The organism is Mesorhizobium sp. L-2-11, from assembly GCF_016756595.1.
Classification (GTDB): domain Bacteria; phylum Pseudomonadota; class Alphaproteobacteria; order Rhizobiales; family Rhizobiaceae; genus Mesorhizobium.
Genome location: NZ_AP023257.1, coordinates 3,226,719 through 3,243,868, shown reverse-complemented (window position 1 = coordinate 3,243,868; position 17,150 = coordinate 3,226,719). Strand labels below are relative to the sequence as shown.

At 62.1% G+C, this 17,150-nt stretch carries 15 protein-coding genes and 2 pseudogenes; 7 read left to right on the top strand and 10 right to left on the bottom strand.

What is annotated here, in order from left to right; genetic code table 11:
- Positions 1 to 21 precede the first annotated feature (21 nt).
- On the bottom strand, positions 22 to 453 hold the full coding sequence (locus JG739_RS15505; RefSeq protein WP_202367206.1) for a tellurite resistance TerB family protein: 432 nt from the start codon (positions 451 to 453) through the stop codon (positions 22 to 24).
- Positions 454 to 736: 283 nt separating this feature from the next.
- On the opposite strand from JG739_RS15505, the gene JG739_RS15500 reads away from it, so the two are divergent.
- The 3 genes from JG739_RS15500 (at position 737) to JG739_RS15490 (ending at position 2,346) form a co-directional block, all read left to right on the top strand.
- Entirely contained in the window at positions 737 to 907 is a 171-nt protein-coding gene (locus JG739_RS15500) for a hypothetical protein (RefSeq protein ID WP_202367205.1), read from the top strand.
- Between the two features lie 101 nt (positions 908 to 1,008).
- On the top strand, positions 1,009 to 1,842 hold the full coding sequence (locus tag JG739_RS15495) for a helix-turn-helix domain-containing protein (protein ID WP_202367204.1): 834 nt from the start codon (positions 1,009 to 1,011) through the stop codon (positions 1,840 to 1,842).
- An 84-nt stretch (positions 1,843 to 1,926) separates the two neighbouring features.
- Positions 1,927 to 2,346 carry a VOC family protein gene (locus JG739_RS15490; RefSeq protein WP_202367203.1) on the top strand — a complete coding sequence of 140 codons (420 nt, stop codon included), beginning with the start codon at positions 1,927 to 1,929 and terminating at the stop codon, positions 2,344 to 2,346.
- 232 nt (positions 2,347 to 2,578) lie between these two features.
- Here the strand turns inward: JG739_RS15490 and JG739_RS15485 are convergent, their stop codons facing one another.
- The gene (locus JG739_RS15485; RefSeq protein ID WP_202367202.1) at positions 2,579 to 4,051 is read right to left on the bottom strand and encodes a cobyric acid synthase; all 1,473 of its coding nucleotides are present in this window, start codon (positions 4,049 to 4,051) and stop codon (positions 2,579 to 2,581) included.
- Entirely contained in the window at positions 4,051 to 4,659 is a 609-nt protein-coding gene (locus JG739_RS15480; RefSeq protein ID WP_202367201.1) for a dimethylsulfonioproprionate lyase family protein, read from the bottom strand. The genes JG739_RS15485 and JG739_RS15480 overlap by 1 nt, the downstream gene beginning before the upstream one ends.
- A 152-nt stretch (positions 4,660 to 4,811) precedes the next feature.
- Here JG739_RS15480 and JG739_RS15475 point away from each other — a divergent pair, with 152 nt between their 5' ends.
- From JG739_RS15475 to JG739_RS15465, 3 genes and pseudogenes are all read left to right on the top strand, one after another.
- Positions 4,812 to 5,981, top strand: a complete 1,170-nt coding sequence (locus JG739_RS15475; RefSeq protein ID WP_202367200.1) for an isobutyryl-CoA dehydrogenase — start codon at positions 4,812 to 4,814, stop codon at positions 5,979 to 5,981.
- A gap of 310 nt (positions 5,982 to 6,291) precedes the next feature.
- Complete coding sequence (gene mmsB / locus JG739_RS15470; RefSeq protein ID WP_202367199.1) at positions 6,292 to 7,176, top strand: 3-hydroxyisobutyrate dehydrogenase; 885 nt, start codon at positions 6,292 to 6,294, stop codon at positions 7,174 to 7,176.
- A gap of 597 nt (positions 7,177 to 7,773) precedes the next feature.
- Positions 7,774 to 8,460: pseudogene (locus JG739_RS15465) on the top strand (ABC transporter ATP-binding protein/permease); the annotation flags it as partial.
- Here JG739_RS15465 and JG739_RS35360 read toward each other — a convergent pair.
- The 6 genes and pseudogenes from JG739_RS35360 to JG739_RS15440 form a co-directional block, all read right to left on the bottom strand.
- Positions 8,461 to 8,763: pseudogene (locus JG739_RS35360) on the bottom strand (ABC transporter ATP-binding protein/permease); the annotation flags it as partial.
- 400 nt (positions 8,764 to 9,163) lie between these two features.
- A protein-coding gene (locus tag JG739_RS15460; protein ID WP_446720553.1) for an IS630 family transposase occupies positions 9,164 to 10,107 on the bottom strand; the annotation gives its coding sequence in 2 pieces (ribosomal slippage) (positions 9,164 to 9,771 and positions 9,771 to 10,107; 945 coding nt in all).
- A 116-nt stretch (positions 10,108 to 10,223) separates the two neighbouring features.
- Positions 10,224 to 11,093: an SMP-30/gluconolactonase/LRE family protein gene (locus tag JG739_RS15455; protein WP_202367197.1), complete on the bottom strand. Its 870-nt coding sequence runs from the start codon at positions 11,091 to 11,093 to the stop codon at positions 10,224 to 10,226.
- 494 nt (positions 11,094 to 11,587) lie between these two features.
- The gene (locus JG739_RS15450; protein ID WP_202367196.1) at positions 11,588 to 12,967 is read right to left on the bottom strand and encodes an aspartate aminotransferase family protein; all 1,380 of its coding nucleotides are present in this window, start codon (positions 12,965 to 12,967) and stop codon (positions 11,588 to 11,590) included.
- A gap of 50 nt (positions 12,968 to 13,017) precedes the next feature.
- On the bottom strand, positions 13,018 to 13,116 hold the full coding sequence (locus tag JG739_RS15445) for a capsid protein (protein ID WP_202367737.1): 99 nt from the start codon (positions 13,114 to 13,116) through the stop codon (positions 13,018 to 13,020).
- A gap of 79 nt (positions 13,117 to 13,195) precedes the next feature.
- Entirely contained in the window at positions 13,196 to 15,259 is a 2,064-nt protein-coding gene (locus tag JG739_RS15440) for a prolyl oligopeptidase family serine peptidase (RefSeq protein WP_202367195.1), read from the bottom strand.
- 150 nt (positions 15,260 to 15,409) lie between these two features.
- On the opposite strand from JG739_RS15440, the gene JG739_RS35355 reads away from it, so the two are divergent.
- Positions 15,410 to 15,694 carry a hypothetical protein gene (locus JG739_RS35355; RefSeq protein WP_244749904.1) on the top strand — a complete coding sequence of 95 codons (285 nt, stop codon included), beginning with the start codon at positions 15,410 to 15,412 and terminating at the stop codon, positions 15,692 to 15,694.
- A gap of 270 nt (positions 15,695 to 15,964) precedes the next feature.
- Here the strand turns inward: JG739_RS35355 and JG739_RS15430 are convergent, their stop codons facing one another.
- On the bottom strand, positions 15,965 to 17,125 hold the full coding sequence (locus JG739_RS15430; protein ID WP_202367194.1) for an MFS transporter: 1,161 nt from the start codon (positions 17,123 to 17,125) through the stop codon (positions 15,965 to 15,967).
- Positions 17,126 to 17,150: the final 25 nt, after the last annotated feature.

Genomic DNA, 17,150 nt, shown 5'->3' with positions numbered 1-17,150 from the left:
ACGGCCGACCGTCAGGATAGGCTACTCTTTGGCCTTCACCACATCGGCTGGGCTGATGTCGAGCAAGTCGAGCGTGCGGCTCAAGAGCTGCATCTCGGTCCCGGCAAGTTGCGAATCGGCCTTGGCGATCTCGGCCATATGGCGGGCAAGCAGGCTGCGCCTCTCGACGTCGAGGTCTCGGAACTGCGCGATGGCTTGCGAGCCGTTGGTCTCGTAGCCGAACTCGTTGAGATATTCGATGACGCTGTCGATGCTGGCTTCCGGAATGCCGAAGGCTTCCCGGCAGATGCGCCTGAACGCGGCCATTTCGCTCTCGCTGACCGTGCCGTCGGCCAAAATCATGCGAAACAGCATCAGCAGTTCCGCCGACAGCACAGGATCGTCCGCGACCTTGCGCACGCCGGGGTCGCCGTCGAAGATCGAACGTATCTGCTCCAGCAATGCGAATGCCATCAGCGTCCCCTTTCCGATTCGTAGCAAATAGGTAGCGCGGAATCGGGTTTGCGCAAACGGTGGTTCGACAGCGGCAATCGCTTCAGGTTTTGAGTTCGGCCTCACTCTTTTCCGGGCGTTGGCGCTGCCCCTCACCTGCCTGCCGGCATCCCTCCCCGTAAAGGGACAGGGAGAGGGGCGCTGCCATCGACGTTTCGCCAATCACCCGCGTTTTAAAGAAGCGGTGCGGCGCGGGGGCGCCTGATAGGATGCGGTTGTACGAATCATGTCGGAGGAGCCACACATGAATCTCAGTGCGCCTACGCAGCTTATTTTCATCATATCCCTTGTTATTGCCATCATCGGTCTTCTCGCCGCTCTCGGCGTTTTTGCGTTCCTTCCGCTAGGCGCGGTGTGGATCGTCCTCATCGCTTATGTCGTGCTTGCCGGCGGCTGCCTGGTTCGCGGCGCTTAAGCCCTCAGATCTCAGGCAACTCGGAGCGCCCGGCCACAAGCCGGGCGCTTTTGATTCTGGAGGCTGGTCTGCTAGACTCCTTGGGCGCAAGGAATGCACTCATGCCCGCCAAGAGCGAAGACGGCAGCCGACGTGAAAATCCTGGCCTCGAACGGTTCGAGATGGTGCGGCGTGCGCCCTGCCCTCGGCTCCAGGGTTCGGTCACTGACATCTGCGGCTACCGCGAAACCATGCCCGGCCGTTTCCGCAACGTCGAATATGCATCGCTGACCGTGCCGCTGGTCATCAGCTTTGCCGAACCCTTCGCCATCGGGCTCGGCAAGGAGCCGGGCGACAACGACCGCTTCGCCAGTTTCGCCGCCGGCCTCTATGCCGGTCCGGTGGTGATCGAATCGCTTGGCGGCGCCTGCTGCGTCCAGGTCAATTTCACCCCGCTCGGCGCCCAACGCTTCTTCGGCCTCGCGATGAGCGAACTGACCGACCGCATGGTCGGCCTCGACGATGTGCTCGGAATCGAAGGCATGGCGCTGCGCGAAAGACTTGGCAATGCGCGCGGCTGGAGCGCACGTCTTGCCATCGTCGAGGCGTTCGTCGCCGCGCGGCTGACTGAGGCCCGCGAAACCCAGGCCGAAATCGCCTGGGCCTATGACCGGATCATCGCCTCTGGCGGCCGCATTCGCGTCTCGTCGCTCGCCGACCGGCTGGGCTGGAGCCGCAAGCATCTCTTGGGAAAATTCTCCAACGCGATCGGCGTCGGCCCCAAGACGCTGTCGCGCATCGTCCGCTTCAACCGCGCGCTCGGCCTGTCAAGGCAAGGCAAATCCGATTGGGCTGATATCGCCGCCGATTGCGGCTATGCCGACCAAGCGCACTTGGTGCGCGAATTCCGCGAGCTTGCCGGCGAAACGCCGACGGCGATTGCCGCCCAGGCATAGATGCGCAGGTAACATTTCTTCAAGACGTGGGAACAGCCTTCGCCCAGACTGGATTATCGTCCAATCCAATTGAAGGAGATCGTCATGACCATGTCAGTCGAACCGCCCAGGCTCTATCCGACGTTGCGCTACCGCAATGCTGCGAAAATGATCGACTGGCTGGGTGAAGCCTTCGGCTTTAGCGTTCATGCCCGCTATGGTGAAGGCGACATCGTCCAACACGCCGAACTGACTTTCGGCTCCTCGATGATCATGCTGGGCACTGCACGCGACGACAAGTTTGGCCAGATGATCGGCGCACCGGGCCCGGGTGGCGGCAGATCGATCTATGTTGCCGTCGACGACGCTGATGCCGCTTATGGCAGAGCAAAAAAGGCCGGCGCCGAAATACTGGAAGAACTCACCGACCGCGACTATGGCAGCCGCGAATTCATCTGCCGCGATCCGGAAGGCAATGTCTGGTCGTTCGGAACTTACTGGCCGAAGGTTGGTGAGAAGGGCTGAATTGGCAGCACAGGTTGCAGGCTTGGTAGCGGTCAGGAATCCACTGTTCGATCGTTGGAGCATCGCCGACATTCGAGATTAGCCGAAGCCTCCCCAACTTCGTCATCCTGGGGCGGAGCAAGGAGCGCAGCGACGCGGCGCAGACCCCAGGATGACGAAGCGATGGGCGTTTCGGCTAATCTCCAAGGCATGTGGTTCGTCAACGATCCGCCAAAACGACCGCGCCGAGGAGCTACCGCGCCAAACCAAAAATCGCGTCGCAGTCGAGGTGGGTTTCCAGCTCGGCTGCGATCTCGTCCAGCGCCCGCTCGACCTCGGCACGGTAGTCGATGCCACCGCCTTTGACGCCAAGGTTCTCCAGGAATTTCGCCCGAAAAGCATCCGCGGAAAACAGCCCGTGCAGATAGGTTCCCGACACCTTGCCGTCGGCCGAGACGGCGCCGTCATCGATGCCGTTGATGACGGTGGACGCGCGCAGCGTGTCCGGACCGGTGGTGCGGCCGAGATGAATCTCGTAGCCCTCGAGCGGCAGATCGAACTGGACCGAGCGAGCGCTGACATTGCGCACCGTCTTTTCCGGCTCCATCACCGTTTCGACGTCGAGCAGGCCGAGCCCTTCGGTCTCGGTAACGCTGCCCTCGATGCCATCGGGATCGCGCACGACGCGGCCGAGCATCTGGAAGCCGCCGCAAATGCCAACCACATGGCCGCCGCGCTTGCGATGCGCGGCAAGGTCGCGGTCCCAGCCATTCTCGCGGAATCTTAAGAGATCGCCGATCGTCGATTTTGAGCCGGGAATGACCACCAGCCCTGCATCTTCTGGCAAGTGCTGGCCGGGCGGCACGAAGACGACCTCGACTTCGCGTTCGGCCTTGAGCGGGTCGAGGTCGTCGAAATTGGCGATACGCGAAAGCATCGGCACCGCCACTTTCAACGCCCGCTTTTCGCCGGATACCAGGCGTTCGAGCACCACCGAATCTTCCGAGGGCAATCGCGCCGCCGCCTTCAGCCACGGCACGACGCCAAAACAGCGCCAGCCGGTGAAGCCCTCGATCGCCTTGATGCCGTCATCGAACAGTGAGACATCGCCGCGGAACTTGTTGATGAGATAGCCGACGATCATGCGCCGGTCCTCTTCCGGCAAGATCAGATGAGTGCCGGCGACCGAGGCGATGACGCCGCCGCGATCGATGTCGCCGACCAGGATCACCGGCACGTCGGCGCGCGTCGCAAAGCCCATATTGGCGATGTCGCGGCTCCTGAGATTGATCTCGGCCGGCGAGCCGGCGCCTTCGACGATGACGAGGTCGGCGCCCTCGCCGACCTTGGCCCAGGAGCCGAGCACGGCATCCATCAGCCGGGCCTTCAGCGCCTGGTAGTCGCGCGCCCGCGCCTCGCCGAACACCTTGCCCTGCACCACAACCTGGGCGCCGACATCGGTCTGCGGCTTGAGCAGCACCGGGTTCATATGAACGGAGGGCGCAACGCCACAGGCGATCGCCTGCAGCCATTGGGCGCGGCCGATCTCGCCGCCGGAGTTGTCGCCCGGTATATCGGCGACGGCGGCGTTGTTCGACATGTTCTGCGGCTTGAACGGGCGCACCTTCAGCCCGCGCTTTTTCGCCGCGCGGCAGAGGCCCGCGACCAGCACCGTCTTGCCGACGTCGGAGCCCGTGCCCTGCAGCATGATCGCCTTGGCCGCCATTAGTTCCTGCCTTGTGAGCCGCTGATCGTGGATTTCGCCGCCAGCGGTCCGCCGCGCCAGATGTAGAGCGCCAGCAGCGGCTCCTTTCCGGTGCGCATGGCGTGGCTGACATCAGAGGCATGGTGGATCACCTCGCCGGCCTCGCGCCTGCGAAAGTCGCCTTCGCCCATGCGCCATTGCGTGCCGCCAGTCAGCGGAATGTAGATCTCCTCGGCGACATGATGATGGTCGGGATAGACGATATCAGGTCCGAGGATCAGCAAGCCGGCCGCGACCTCGTCATTGACGAAATGGCCGCGCGTGCCGAAGACCTCCAGCCAGCCGTAATTGTCGATGAATGTCTTGCCGAGATCCGCCTCGCTGTAGGTCTGCCCCCAGTGCAGTTCGCCGCGACGCTGCGCAAGCAGCCGCGCCAGCGGCTGAGCGTTGGCCGGAGCGAGCTCGACGATGCGGTCGAGCTGACGCAGGCAGGCGAGCGGACGCGGCTCGAGCCGACGCGCCGGCATGGCCCAGGCGATCTGGGCCACGGCATCGCGCACCAGCGCATCATCGAATGTTGCGAGAGTGGCGTGGAAGCGTTCAAGCAGTTCATCGAAATTTGTCGTCACGCCTTGCTCCGCACGCGCATTCGCGCACAGCCGCTGCCCAGATCGTTGGATGGAGCTAGTCGGCTTGCGCGGCGGCATCATTGGTCTAGATTGGACCGCGCGCAAAGCCAAAAACGACAGGCCAGCCGGCCGACGACATCAGGGAGCAAGCCATGGACGCCGCTGTCGACGCGGTCACCAGCCAGTTCGAGCTCAACGAGGACCAGCGCGCCATCCAGCAAATGGCCGAGGCCTTCGCTGCCGATCGCGTGGCGCCGAACGCGCTCGACTGGGACCGCAACAAGCATTTTCCAGCAGACGTGATCCGCGAGACTGGGCCGCTCGGCCTCGGCGGCATCTATGTCAGTGACGATGTCGGCGGCTCGGCGCTCGGTCGGCTCGACGCGGTGCTGATCTTCGAGGCGCTTTCACGCGCCGATCCGGCCTTCTCCTCCTTCATCTCGATCCACAACATGGTGGCTTCGATGATCGACCGCTTCGGCAGCGACGAGCAGCGTCAGCACTTCCTGCCGAAGCTGACCTCGATGGAATGGCTGGCGAGCTATTGCCTGACCGAGCCGGGTTCGGGATCGGATGCGGCGGCGCTGAAGACGCGCGCGGTAAAGAGCGGCGGCGACTATGTGCTGAACGGCGTCAAGCAGTTCATTTCGGGCGCCGGCGACAGCGACCTCTACATCGTCATGGCGCGCACCGGCGGCGACGGTCCGAAGGGCATTTCGACCTTCGTCGTGCCGAAGGATGCGCCCGGCCTGTCCTTCGGCGCCAACGAGCACAAGATGGGCTGGCACATGCAGTCGACCCGCCAGGTCGTCTTCGAGGACTGCAAGGTGCCGGCGCAAAACCTGCTCTCGGACGAAGGTGCCGGCTTCGGCATCGCCATGGCCGGGCTCGACGGCGGCCGGCTCAACATCGCCGCCTGTTCGCTGGGCGGGGCGCAGTCGGCGCTCGACAAGGCGCTGTCCTACACCGCCGAACGCAAGGCCTTCGGCGCCAAGATCAACCAGTTCCAGGCGCTGCAGTTCAAGCTGGCCGACATGGAGACCGAGCTGCAGGCGGCACGGATATTCCTTTACGCCGCTGCCTCCAAGCTCGACCGCAAGGCCCCGGATGCCTCAAAATGGTCGGCGATGGCCAAGCGCTTCGTCACCGACATCGGCTTCAACGTTGCCAACGACGCGCTGCAACTGCATGGCGGCTATGGCTATCTGCACGATTACGGCATCGAGAAGCTGGTGCGGGATTTGCGTGTCCACCAGATTCTCGAAGGCACCAACGAAATCATGCGCGTCATCATCGCGCGCGGACTAATTGGGCGGCAGTAGGGCAGTAGGGCAGTAGGGCAGTAGGGCAGTAGGGCAGTAGGGCAGTAGGGCAGTAGGGCAGTAGAAATGGCCGGCAGGATCAATTCTTACAAGGACCTTATTGAATGGCAGCAGGGGATATATCTGGCGCATGATCAAGCTTGTCAGGACCTAGGCATCGGAAAAATGCTTCGCAACTTATAAGCAACTAGCGCCCGAATAGGCTGCCCTACTGCCCTACTGCCCTACTGCCCTACTGCCCTACTGCCCTACTGCCCTACTGCCCTACTGCCCTACTGCCCTACTGCCTAACCAACCACGGAGCGCCACCATGACCACCATCGCCTTCATCGGCCTCGGCAATATGGGCAATCCGATGGCTGCCAATCTCGTCAAGGCTGGATATGCCGTTCACGGTTTCGACCTGATGCCGGAAAATCTCGCCATCGCCAAGGAGCATGGGGTCGTCATCATGGCCAATGCGGTTGCCGCAGTGAAGGAGGCCGCTGTCGTTATCACCATGCTGCCGGCCGGCAAACACGTCCTGTCGGTCTACGAAGACATCGTGCCAAAGGCGAAAAAAGGCGCGCTGTTCATCGATTCCTCGACCATTGACGTCGAATCGGCACGAAAAGCCCACGCCATTGCCGCCAGGCATAAGCTGCTGTCGATCGACGCGCCGGTTTCCGGCGGCACCGGCGGCGCCGCCGCCGGCACGCTGACTTTCATGGCCGGCGGCTCGAAGGAAGCGTTCGCCAAGGCCGAACCAATCCTCAAGCCGATGGCCGGCCGTATCGTCCATTGCGGTGATGACGGCGCCGGACAGGCGGCAAAGATCTGCAACAACATGATCTTGGGCGTTTCGATGATCGGCGTCGCCGAAGCCTTCGTTCTGGCGGAAAAGCTCGGCCTGTCGCATCAGGCGCTGTTCGACGTCGCCTCGAACTCGTCGGGCCAGTGCTGGTCGCTGACCACCTACTGCCCGGTCCCTGGTCCAGTGCCGACATCGCCGGCCAACAATGGCTACAGGCCAGGGTTTTCCGCCGCACTGATGCTGAAGGACCTGAAACTGTCGCAGCAAGCCGCGCAAAGCGCCGGTGCGGTGACGCCGCTCGGCGCCGAGGCCGCCCAGCTTTATGCGCTGTTCAACGCCCAGGGGCATGCCGCTGCCGACTTCTCCGGCATCATAAATTTCCTGCGCGGCACCCCGGCGTAATGCATGTCGCCCAAAAAGCTTGGGCTTAACCCCCCAAGGGGCGCGCAAAGGGTGCGCAAAGCGTGCGCAGCAGACGCGACCCGCTTTCAGCCTCGAACTCGACCGGCTTTCGGTTTCCGGCAAGAAACATCGGAAATTTAGATTTGCTTAATGTATCGATAACCACCCGGTAACGATGTCCCTGTAGAACGGAGTGCGAGGCGGCCCATCGCATCCGCCCGGCGCTCCGGATCAGGTCTCGCGTCCCGGAGCCCGTAAGTTTCGCCAAGTGTTCAGTCAGCGAAGCGCCATGCGTATCTGGCAAAGCCGCGTTCCCGATGGAGCGCGGTTTTTGCATTTCGCATTCCTCGACGACAGTGAGCCCTGGCGCGTCTCCAGATGGTCGTCGGCCTCGTGGAGCGCTCATGACCGACGTCGACCCACAGGTGGTCGCTCCTCATCAGTCCTGTGTCAAGATTGTCGACAGGCTCACGAAGCGGCAGCAGATCAAGGAAGACGACAGGAAACGAAGCCGACCGCATCCGCGCCGAGGTGGAGATCAAGCGGCTTGAGCGGACATCATTGAAACCTTCTGATTTCCAAGCCGTTATCGCCGGTATGTCCGGGGTTAAATCCAAGCCGAAATCGGTCTCCAGATCACGCGATGCCGAGAAGTCGCGCCAGGAGAAGCAATCGACTGTCGAAGTCGCGTCCGAGATCGTCGGCGCGGCCCCGCCGCCGGTGGATTTCGTCGAACCCGATCCGGAGCTTACCCCTGAGGAGGCCGAGCAGGCGCGCAAGAGATACTTGCTGAGGCGTTTCTGGATCAGCGCGCGCGGTTACTGGGGCCGCGGAGGCGATAGGCGGGCATGGCCGTACACGATCGGGTTATTGCTCCTGATCGTCATCAATGTTGGCTTCCAGTATGGGATCAATGTCTGGAATCGCGCAATTTTCGATGCCCTCGAGCAACGCAATGCGCGCACCGTCTACGTCCTGAGCGCCGTTTTCGTGCCGCTCGTGCTCGGCAGCGGAAGCCTTGTCGTTGCACAGGTCTTCCTTCGCATGACGATTCAGCGCCGCTGGCGTTCCTGGCTCACCAACGCGGTCATCGCGCGTTGGCTTGCAAGCGGCCGCTACTTTCAGTTGAACCTCGTCAGCGGCGACCACCAGAACCCCGAAGCCCGCATCACCGAGGATTTGCGGATTGCCACCGAATCCCCGGTCGATTTCATCGCCGGTGTCATCAACGCGTTTCTGGCGGCCTCGACCTTCATCGTGGTGCTGTGGACGATCGGCGGGGCCGATGCGCCGTGCACAGGCGTTCCAATTGGCGAGACGGGGGTAGTTGTCGACCAGCCATCCGAACGCGCCCTGCACGATGGCAAAGGCAGAGGCAGCCTGCATGACCTGTCCAAGTGTCATCTCGCCTTCGAGAAACTTTGGAGCGCAAAGCAAAACCGGCACGACAGGCGCAAACAGACTCGCCCCCTGCGAAACCAGCGCCGTGCGCATGTGCTGCCCTGTAAGGAGCGCCCATTGCCTGAGCACATGGGCGAACGTTTTGTCGATGCCGCTACGCTCTTCCTCCTCGCCGCCGAGCAATGCGGCCGTACCGAAGCGCAGCACGATCTTGAGCAAAGCGGAGCTGCCCGAGACAAAAAAGTAAAGTCGGCGCTCGGGCCTCGGCGCTTGGTGACTCCGGCTGGCAGTATCCGGCATTCAAACGCCGGGCGTGCGGTTGCGCCCGGCCATCGTTGTATCTTACTGCTTGCGCAAATCGGCTTGCGCCAGATCAAGCGCCTTGGCGATGCGGCCGCAGGCCACGTCGATCGTCTCGCGCGTCCAGATCAACGGCGGCCATCTGGCAAAGCCGTGTTCCCGATGGAGCGCGGTTTTTGCGTTTCGGAACGGGATGCGCGGGAGCTGGCACAGATGTGAGAAGGGCCGCGGATGCGGCCCTCGGTGGTGCAGGTCATGACCCTGTGCGGCCTAGAGCGGGATGAGATTACCCGCGGTCATAGCCTGAGTTTGCGAAGTAATTTGAGCACTCGAGCGGTGTGACGCGGTTGAGAATCTGGCCGATGGCGTTGCAGACCGTTTCAACGGTGCGCTTTGCGGCCTTTCGCAGCCAGTGCTTGAGCTTGGCGAAGAGCTGTTCGATCGGATTGAGGTCAGGCGAGTATTTCGGCAGGAAGAAGAGCCTCGCGCCGGCCTTTCGGATGGCGCGACGCACGGCCTTGCCTTTGTGGCTGCCGAGATTGTCCATCACAACGATGTCGCCCGGCTGGAGAGTGGGCACGAGAACCTTCTCGACATAGAGGAGGAACCTCTCGCCGTTGATCGGCCCGTCGATGAGCCAGGGCGCTTCGACGCGATCATGACGCAGCGCAGCCAGAAAGGTCATTGTCTTCCAGTGGCCATTGGGAACTTTGGCCTTGATCCGCTGTCCGACCGGTGCCCAACCCCTGAGCGGGGCCATGTTGGTCTTGGTCCAGGTCTCGTCGATGAACACCAGGCGGGCGGGGTCGATCCGGTCCTGATACAGAACCCATTGCCTCCGTCGGCGCGCAACATCGGGACGATCTTGCTCGGCGGCGATCAGCGTCTTTTTTTGTGAGACAGCTTCTCGGCGTGCACGAACTCCCACACCGAGCGGTAGTCAACCTTCAGGCCACGCTCGCCAAGTTCGGCCACAAGCCCGCGCAAGGTGAAGTCCTTCTCCCGGCAGCGCTCGACAAGCCAGTCGCGCCACGCTCCCGATATCTTCTTCGGCTTGTAGCCGCCCACTTGGCGGGGCGCCACGCTCCCCGTCTGTTCCACCCGCTTCAGCCACTCGATCGCCGCGCTGTAGCTGACGCCAAATCGAGCAGCCGCCGCGCGCCGCGAAAGCCCTTCAACCTTGACCGCCGCAACAACCCGTTCGCGCAGGTCCATTGAATATCCAACCATCAATGCTGGCCTCCTGCCCAGCAGCAAGGTTGAATCAGATCATCGCTGATTTGGGAATCCCACGACTCCCATAAATCTCATCCCGCTCTAGAGGAGAGGACTATGCGAGCCTCTTCTCAAGTTGCTCCATCCAAACGAGTTGCGACCAGTTTGCCGTCCATCATCATCGGGATGATTGCCAGCTTCTTTTCCTCCAGGAATTCCAGGTCGGCGCTGCCTTGATTGAGGTCCATCAGCTGCTCGACTTTTCCATCCGAATGAATGCGAAAGAGCGCCCCTGCGATCCAATCCGTGACGAGCCAATTTCCTGCTCCGTCTGATTCCAGACCATCCAGATTTCCAACAGGCTCGCCAGGCCCGATGTCAGAGATAGCCTTTGTCTTCAGGTCGATCGCGATCAGATGGCCGGGTGTCTTGGACGAAAAATCCGGCTGAATATCGCGACCCCAGCCGGCGACGAGGAGGCGGCCGTCTTCGACGCGCAGACCGTTCGGATGCAGGAGATCCTCGCTCTCGAGCCAGACGGTGAGAGCATCATTGTCCAGAAGATAAATCCTGTTCGCCAGCATATCGGAGACAAAGACTCGACCCGCCTCGTCGACGGCGGGGTCATTGAGGAACTGAGCGCCTTCTGCAGGCCACGTTCCGGTGATCTGACCGCTCTCGATGTTGACGGCCATCAGCCGATCGATGTCGGTGACGAAAAGCGTATCGCCGTGCATCACCAATCCCTTGGGCGCATTGAAGCCGGTCACCCATTCGGCTGCCTGCAACTTTCCGTCAGGCGACACCTTGGAAAGGTGTCCGACCCCATCCTTGCCGGCGGGCTCGCCAACAATGTTGGAGACGTAGAAGACGTTGCGCTTGGCATCGAAGAGCACGCTCTCGGGGGCCTTGAGGCCGTCAAGCGACCAGACCTCCTGCGCCGTCGCTGGCAATCCTGCCAGGAGCAGAATAGAAAATAGAACTGACTGCAGCCTGATCATGATTAACCTCCCTATGTTATTTTTGACGTGTTTATATAAATCGCAACTAAGAATTGCGATGCTACCTGGTGAAACTTACAGTTGACGCGTTGTTTGCCCTTACAGGCCTTATGCCAAGCGGTCTGTGCTCAGCCAACATTACAATTCCCCAGATGAATGGCAGTTCCAACGTTGGAGCCGTACTGCGGACGAACAGCACTCCGGACGCGGCTCGAGTTTGCCACGGCACCATATCGAACCGCAGGACCAATACCCGCAAGAGCCGAGCTTTCCGACCGGTCCGGGTGGGTGGGCCGAGCAACAGAGCGGCGGCGCTAACGCCAAGCGTAGCAGCACCGACGCAACGGCCGACAACCAGCGCAGGTAAACAGGTCCTTACGGACAAGTCTAAATCGCAGCGATGGATGAAGCGATCGCTTCTTAGCAGCCCTTGGTGGGCCCTGGTATGCAACGCCGGGCGTACCGATTGCAGGACGCCCGGCGATCGTTTCATCTCACCGCTTGCGCAGATCCGCCTGCGCCAGATCAAGCGCCTTGGCGATGCGCTCGCAGGCCATGTCGATCGTCTCGCGCGTCCAGATCAGCGGCGGCGACAGGATCATCGTATCGCCTGTGGCGCGCAGCATCATGCCCTGGGCAACTGCGTGGTCGCGGACGGTCACGGCTGCGCTCCCGGCCGGCAGGAAGCGCTCCTTGGTTGCCTTGTCGCTGACGATCTCGATCGCCGCCATCAGGCCGATCGAACGCACCTCGCCGACCAGATCGTGCCCGCCAATGTGCTCCTGCAGCGCCTTGGCGAAATAGGGTCCGGTTTCGTTCTTGACCCGATCGACCAAACCTTCCCGCTCGATGATCTCGAGGTTCTTCAGCGCCACGGCGCAGGCCACGGGGTGGCCGGCATAGGTATAGCCGTGATTGAACTCGCCGCCCTTCTCGACCAGCGTCGCGGCGATGCGATCACCGACCAGCAGCGCCGACAGCGGCTGATAGCCGGAGGTCAGCGCCTTGGCGGTGGTGATCGTGTCGGGCTCGATGTCGAATGTCTGAGCCGCGAACCACTCGCCGGTGCGGCCATAGCCGGTGATGACCTCATCGAGCATCAGCAGGATATCGTATTTGCGGCAGATGCGCTGCACTGCCGGCCAATAGCTCATCGGCGGTATCTTCACGCCGCCTGCTCCCATCACCGGCTCACCGATGAAGGCGGCGACCTTGTCGGCGCCGGCTTCGAGGATGGCGTCCTCAACGGCCTTTGCCGCGCGCAGGCCGAAATCATGGTCGCTTTCGCCGGGCAGAGCCAGTTCATAGGCATAAGGCATCATCACATGGACGATGTTGGGAACCGCGCCGTTGAGCTGCTTGTGCATCGGCTCCATGCCGCCCAGCGACGCACCGGCGATGGTAGAGCCGTGATAGGCGCTCTTGCGCGAGATGATGCGGTTCTTCTCCGGCCTGCCTTCCAGGGCCCAATAGTGGCGCACAAGGCGCAGCGCCGTGTCGTTGGCCTCCGAGCCGGACGAGCCGAAGAACACCTGGTTGACGTGCTTCGGCGCCAGTTCCGCCAGCTTTTTGGCCAGCAGCACCGGCGTCGGGGTCGAGCATTTGAAGAAGGAATTGTAATAAGGCAGTTCCTTCATCTGGGCGTAAGCGGCGTCGGCCAGCTCATCGCGGCCGTAACCGACGTTGACGCACCACAGTCCGGCCATGCCGTCGAGGATCTCCGTGCCTTCGGAATCGTAAATGAACGGCCCGTTGGCGTGGGTGATGATGCGTGAGCCGGCCTCGCGCATCTCCTTGTGGTCAGTAAACGGATGCAGGTGATGCGCAGCATCGATCTGCTGAAGCTGCTTCAGCGAATAATTCTGATAGGTCATGTCTGATCTTCCTCTTGAACCAATCCGGCATTGCCGCCGGGGCGGATTCGTCAGAGGAAGGCGGGCGGCGAATAGCCGATGCGGGCGCAAAGCCGCAAAAGCTCGGCGCGAAGCGTGCGCGGCGACGGCGTCACCGCCCAAACGCGCATGATGTCTTCATCCGAGCCATGCAGCATCTTAGGCGGTCTGATGCGATCAGTTCAAGCCGTTCCGTTCAAGCCGTACCGGTCAGGTAACGCCGGTCAGGGCCCGTTGCAGGAAGACATACTTCATCGCCGCCTGTGCCGCTTGCGGCCGGCGATCGCCGCGCCCGCCATGGCCGCCCTCGGTCTCCTCGAAGAACAGCGTCTTGGCGTGGCCGGCAGCCTGCAGCCGCGCCGCCATCTTGCGCGCATGGCCGGGATGGACGCGGTCGTCGGCGGTCGATGTGGTCAGTAGCACCGGCGGATAAGCGGCGTCGGGCTCGATATGCTGATAAGGCGAGTAAGCCGCCAGCGACGCGGCCTCTTCCGGCTTCGCCGGATCGCCATACTCGGCCATCCAGGATGCGCCGGGCGGCAGCTCAGTGTAGCGTAGCATGTCGAGCAGCGGCACGTCGATGATCACCGCGCCGAAAAGCTCGGGATGCTGGGTCAGCGAAACGCCGGTCAGCAAGCCGCCATTCGAGCCGCCCTGGATGCCAAGCGTCGCCGGCGTGGCGATGCCGCGTTTCACCAGGTCTTGCGCGACCGCTATAAAATCGTCGAAGGCATTCTGGCGATTGGCCTTGAGCGCGGCCTGATGCCAGTTCGGACCGAACTCGCCGCCGCCGCGGATATTGGCCTGCACATAGGCGTTGCCCTTTTCCAGCCACAGCCGGCCGCGCACGCCGGCATAGCCGGGCAGCAGCGGCACTTCGAAGCCACCATAGCCGTAAAGCAGCGTCGGCACCGGCCCGTTCTGGTCGCGCCGCCTGACGACGAAATAAGGGATTTTGGTGCCGTCCGTCGAGCGTGCCTCGAACTGTTCCGAGACCAGGGACGACGCGTCGAAACGCGCCGGCTGCGATTTCACCGTTGCCAGCGTCGCAACATTGTCGTCCGACCAGATGATCGAGCTCGGCGTCAGGAAATCGGTGAAGGAGAAGGACACGCTGGAGCCGAAACGCTCGGCGTGGCTGATGCCGACACTGCCGTTTTCGGGCAGCGCCACCGGCTGCAGCGACCAGCCGCTGCCGCTGCAATCGCAGGCGACGACCTTGCCGCGCACATTGTCCATCAGATTGATGAACAACCGGTCCCGCGTGCGGGCAATGCCGGCAATCGAGACACGATCTGCCGGCTCGAGCACGGTCTCGACAGGTCCAAGCGCATTGGTCTCGATCCAGCCCGCGAAGTCCAGCGAATAGAGGCCATCAGGCTTGCACAGCGTGCCGTCCGGCGCCGTCCACGGGCTGCGCACCCCAAACACGAACTGATCCCTGAACAGCACCGTGTCGGTGACGTCGTCCGGCAACGGGATGCGCCTGTTTTCACCGGAGGGCAGACGCAGAAAACTGTGCGAGGCAAAGAAATCGAGCGTCCGGGTCAGCAGAAGATGACGCTTGTCGCCGTCGAATTCGAGAGAACCGCCGGCGGCGAGATCCTGCTTGTGCGCCTCGAAGATCGGCGTCGCATCCTCCAGCCTGCTGCCGCGCTGCCACAGCTTGACGACGCGCGGATAACCGGACTGGGTTTTTTCGTCCTCTTCGAATGCAGCCGAGACGATGACCGTGTCCTTGTCCAGCCAGTTGAAGCCCGACTTCGAGGCAGGAGCACGAAAACCGCCCTCGACAAAGGACTTGCTGTCGATGTCGAATTCGCGCATTTCGCTGGCGTCGCCGCCATCCGGCGACAGGCTGAGCAGACAGCGGCTGAAATCGGGGTAAAGCCGGCTGGCGCCGCTGAACACCCATTTCACACCCTCTTTGGCCGACAGACTGTCGAAGTCGATGATCGTCTCCCAGTCCGGCTTCTCGGTCTTGTAGGAAGCGACCGTCGTGCGCCGCCAGAGGCCGAGCACGTTGGTCTTGTCCTGCCAGAAATTATAGACGTGGCCGTTGAGCGCAGAGCCGACCGCAATGTTGTCTTCGGCGGTCATCAGGTCGAGTGCGGTCTGGAAGCAGGCCTGGTAGGACGGATCGCCCTGCAACTCGGCGACCGTGACTTCGTTCTGGCGGTGAACCCAATCGAGCGCTTCCTTGCCTGTCCTGTCCTCCAGCCAGAGAAAAGGATCTTCGTCCGCCGAATTCGGCTGCGTCTTTGTGTTCGACATCGTCAAATGGTCTCCGATAAACTCATCAAGGCTCGCAAACATCGTCTTGCCACTGCCGATTTTCAAATTTGAACGCGCAAAACGAGCCGTTGCGCTGTTGGCCGCTTTAAGATGGGGCCTCCTGCCGCCCGCAGGCCACGAGGGAACTCCATGCAACATCTGTACATTGCGAAAGAGAAGTTCGGTCCTTTCAGCGGCACTGCGTGGTCCATGTACATCAACTGGTCCGGCCTCACCCAATTAAGCGAAGTCGTCTCACTCGATGGAATGCTCGGGCCGGTCGCGCTTGGCGAGGTAAAGGACAGCTACTGGCCCCATATTGTTAACGAGGACTACATGCTCGATTTCTTTGTGGACCTGGACTTCCTCCTTTTCGGAGTTGGCGGATCCGGGCGACTTGAATGTCCTCAATGTGATCCGAAGACCGTCGGTTGACGTGCGTTCACTCGACTGGAACGGATTTACCTTCCTGGGCTACGACTTGTTGGATCAAGACGTCTCGATAAGCGCTTTGACCAACTGCGGAGGATTTCCTGACGTGTTTGCGAACACGGAACTGTCTGACGTTGGATTGATACCCGACTTTGATCGTGCCGTTGAAATTCGAGACCTCCTACGCAAGATGCATCCCTCTGAATACCATGCCGAGTGTGATTTATGGGCGATTTCCAGATGGCAAGGAAATGAAGGCACCCCGCAATTGTATTAGACTGCTCGCCCGCGCAAGACGGTTGTAAGCGCCAGCGCCAGGCAAATGGCGCCAAGCGTGATCGGCAGGCCGTTGGCGCCAATTATATCCATGGCGCCGCCCGCCAACGGCGGCACGGCGATGCCGCCGACACCCCACATCAGCGAGAAGGCGGCGTTGCCGGCGACCAGCGCCGAGCCGGTGAACCGCTCGCCGAGCTCGATGATCGACATCGTGTAGATGCCGTAGGAAACCGCGCCCCAGACAAACACGCACGGCCAGATCAGCGGCGTCTCGATGAGCACCGGCAACAGCACGCATCCGAGCACCGTTAGCGATACACAGATAAATCGCACCAGACGCGCCGTCAGCCGCTCCGCCAGCAGGCCGAGCGGCACCTGCATGGCGATGTTGCCGGCGATCATCATCGACAGCAGCGCCGACATGCGGGCCTCCGCGATGCCATAATGCGCTCCGTAGACCGGCAGCAGTGCCAGCACTCCCTGTTCGAAACCGGCGGCCACGACGACCGCCGACAGCAGCAGCCATGCCATCGGCATGAATCCCATCACCGAAACCTGGTGCCCGGCTTGATCGACCTTTGGCAGCCGTCCCAGCACCAGCGCCAGACAGGCGCCGCAAAAGACGAATGCGGCGATGCCGACGAGAAACGGCGGCCATCCCTCGGTGCCGACCGCAAGCAGGCACAGCGGGCCGGCGGCGAAACCGGCCGAAATGACTGTGGAATAGACCCCCATCACGCGGCCGCGGCGCGCCGGTGGCGCCAGCGCGATCACCCAGATCTCGCTCAGCACATAGAGCGGATTGGTCACCACGCCGATCAGGAAGCGCAGTGGAAACCAGAGATAGACATTTTGTGTCCAGCCGATCAGCGCCAGCACGATCGCGGAAAGGGCCGCGCAGGTGAGCGCCGTGCGCCCTGCCCCGAACCGGCGCGCCAGTGCCGGGATGAGCGGCGAGGAGACGATAAAGCCGACCGGCGTCATTGCCGCCGACAGGCCGATCATGGCCGGCGAGACGCCCTGGCGCTGCAGGATGAAGCTCAGCAGCGGGTAGCTAAGCCCTTGCGCGATGGCGAACACCGAAACTGTGGCGATCACGCCGGTGATCGCCGCCCACTGCATTGTCTCGTCGCTGTTCTGTTCCGCCAGGTCCATGATCCGCACCAAAAGGAACCTGCAC

Bases quoted from the DNA above. Each gene is read 5' to 3' on its own strand.
- JG739_RS15450 (WP_202367196.1), bottom strand. From the start codon at position 12,967: ATGACCTATCAGAATTATTCGCTGAAGCAGCTTCAGCAGATCGATGCT.
- JG739_RS15455 (WP_202367197.1), bottom strand. From the start codon at position 11,093: ATGATCAGGCTGCAGTCAGTTCTATTTTCTATTCTGCTCCTGGCAGGA.
- JG739_RS15500 (WP_202367205.1), top strand. From the start codon at position 737: ATGAATCTCAGTGCGCCTACGCAGCTTATTTTCATCATATCCCTTGTT.
- JG739_RS15490 (WP_202367203.1), top strand. From the start codon at position 1,927: ATGACCATGTCAGTCGAACCGCCCAGGCTCTATCCGACGTTGCGCTAC.
- JG739_RS15445 (WP_202367737.1), bottom strand. From the start codon at position 13,116: ATGCGCGTTTGGGCGGTGACGCCGTCGCCGCGCACGCTTCGCGCCGAG.
- JG739_RS15475 (WP_202367200.1), top strand. From the start codon at position 4,812: ATGGACGCCGCTGTCGACGCGGTCACCAGCCAGTTCGAGCTCAACGAG.
- JG739_RS15505 (WP_202367206.1), bottom strand. From the start codon at position 453: ATGGCATTCGCATTGCTGGAGCAGATACGTTCGATCTTCGACGGCGAC.
- JG739_RS15495 (WP_202367204.1), top strand. From the start codon at position 1,009: ATGCCCGCCAAGAGCGAAGACGGCAGCCGACGTGAAAATCCTGGCCTC.
- JG739_RS15430 (WP_202367194.1), bottom strand. From the start codon at position 17,125: ATGGACCTGGCGGAACAGAACAGCGACGAGACAATGCAGTGGGCGGCG.
- JG739_RS15440 (WP_202367195.1), bottom strand. From the start codon at position 15,259: ATGTCGAACACAAAGACGCAGCCGAATTCGGCGGACGAAGATCCTTTT.
- JG739_RS15485 (WP_202367202.1), bottom strand. From the start codon at position 4,051: ATGGCGGCCAAGGCGATCATGCTGCAGGGCACGGGCTCCGACGTCGGC.
- JG739_RS35355 (WP_244749904.1), top strand. From the start codon at position 15,410: ATGCAACATCTGTACATTGCGAAAGAGAAGTTCGGTCCTTTCAGCGGC.
- mmsB (WP_202367199.1), top strand. From the start codon at position 6,292: ATGACCACCATCGCCTTCATCGGCCTCGGCAATATGGGCAATCCGATG.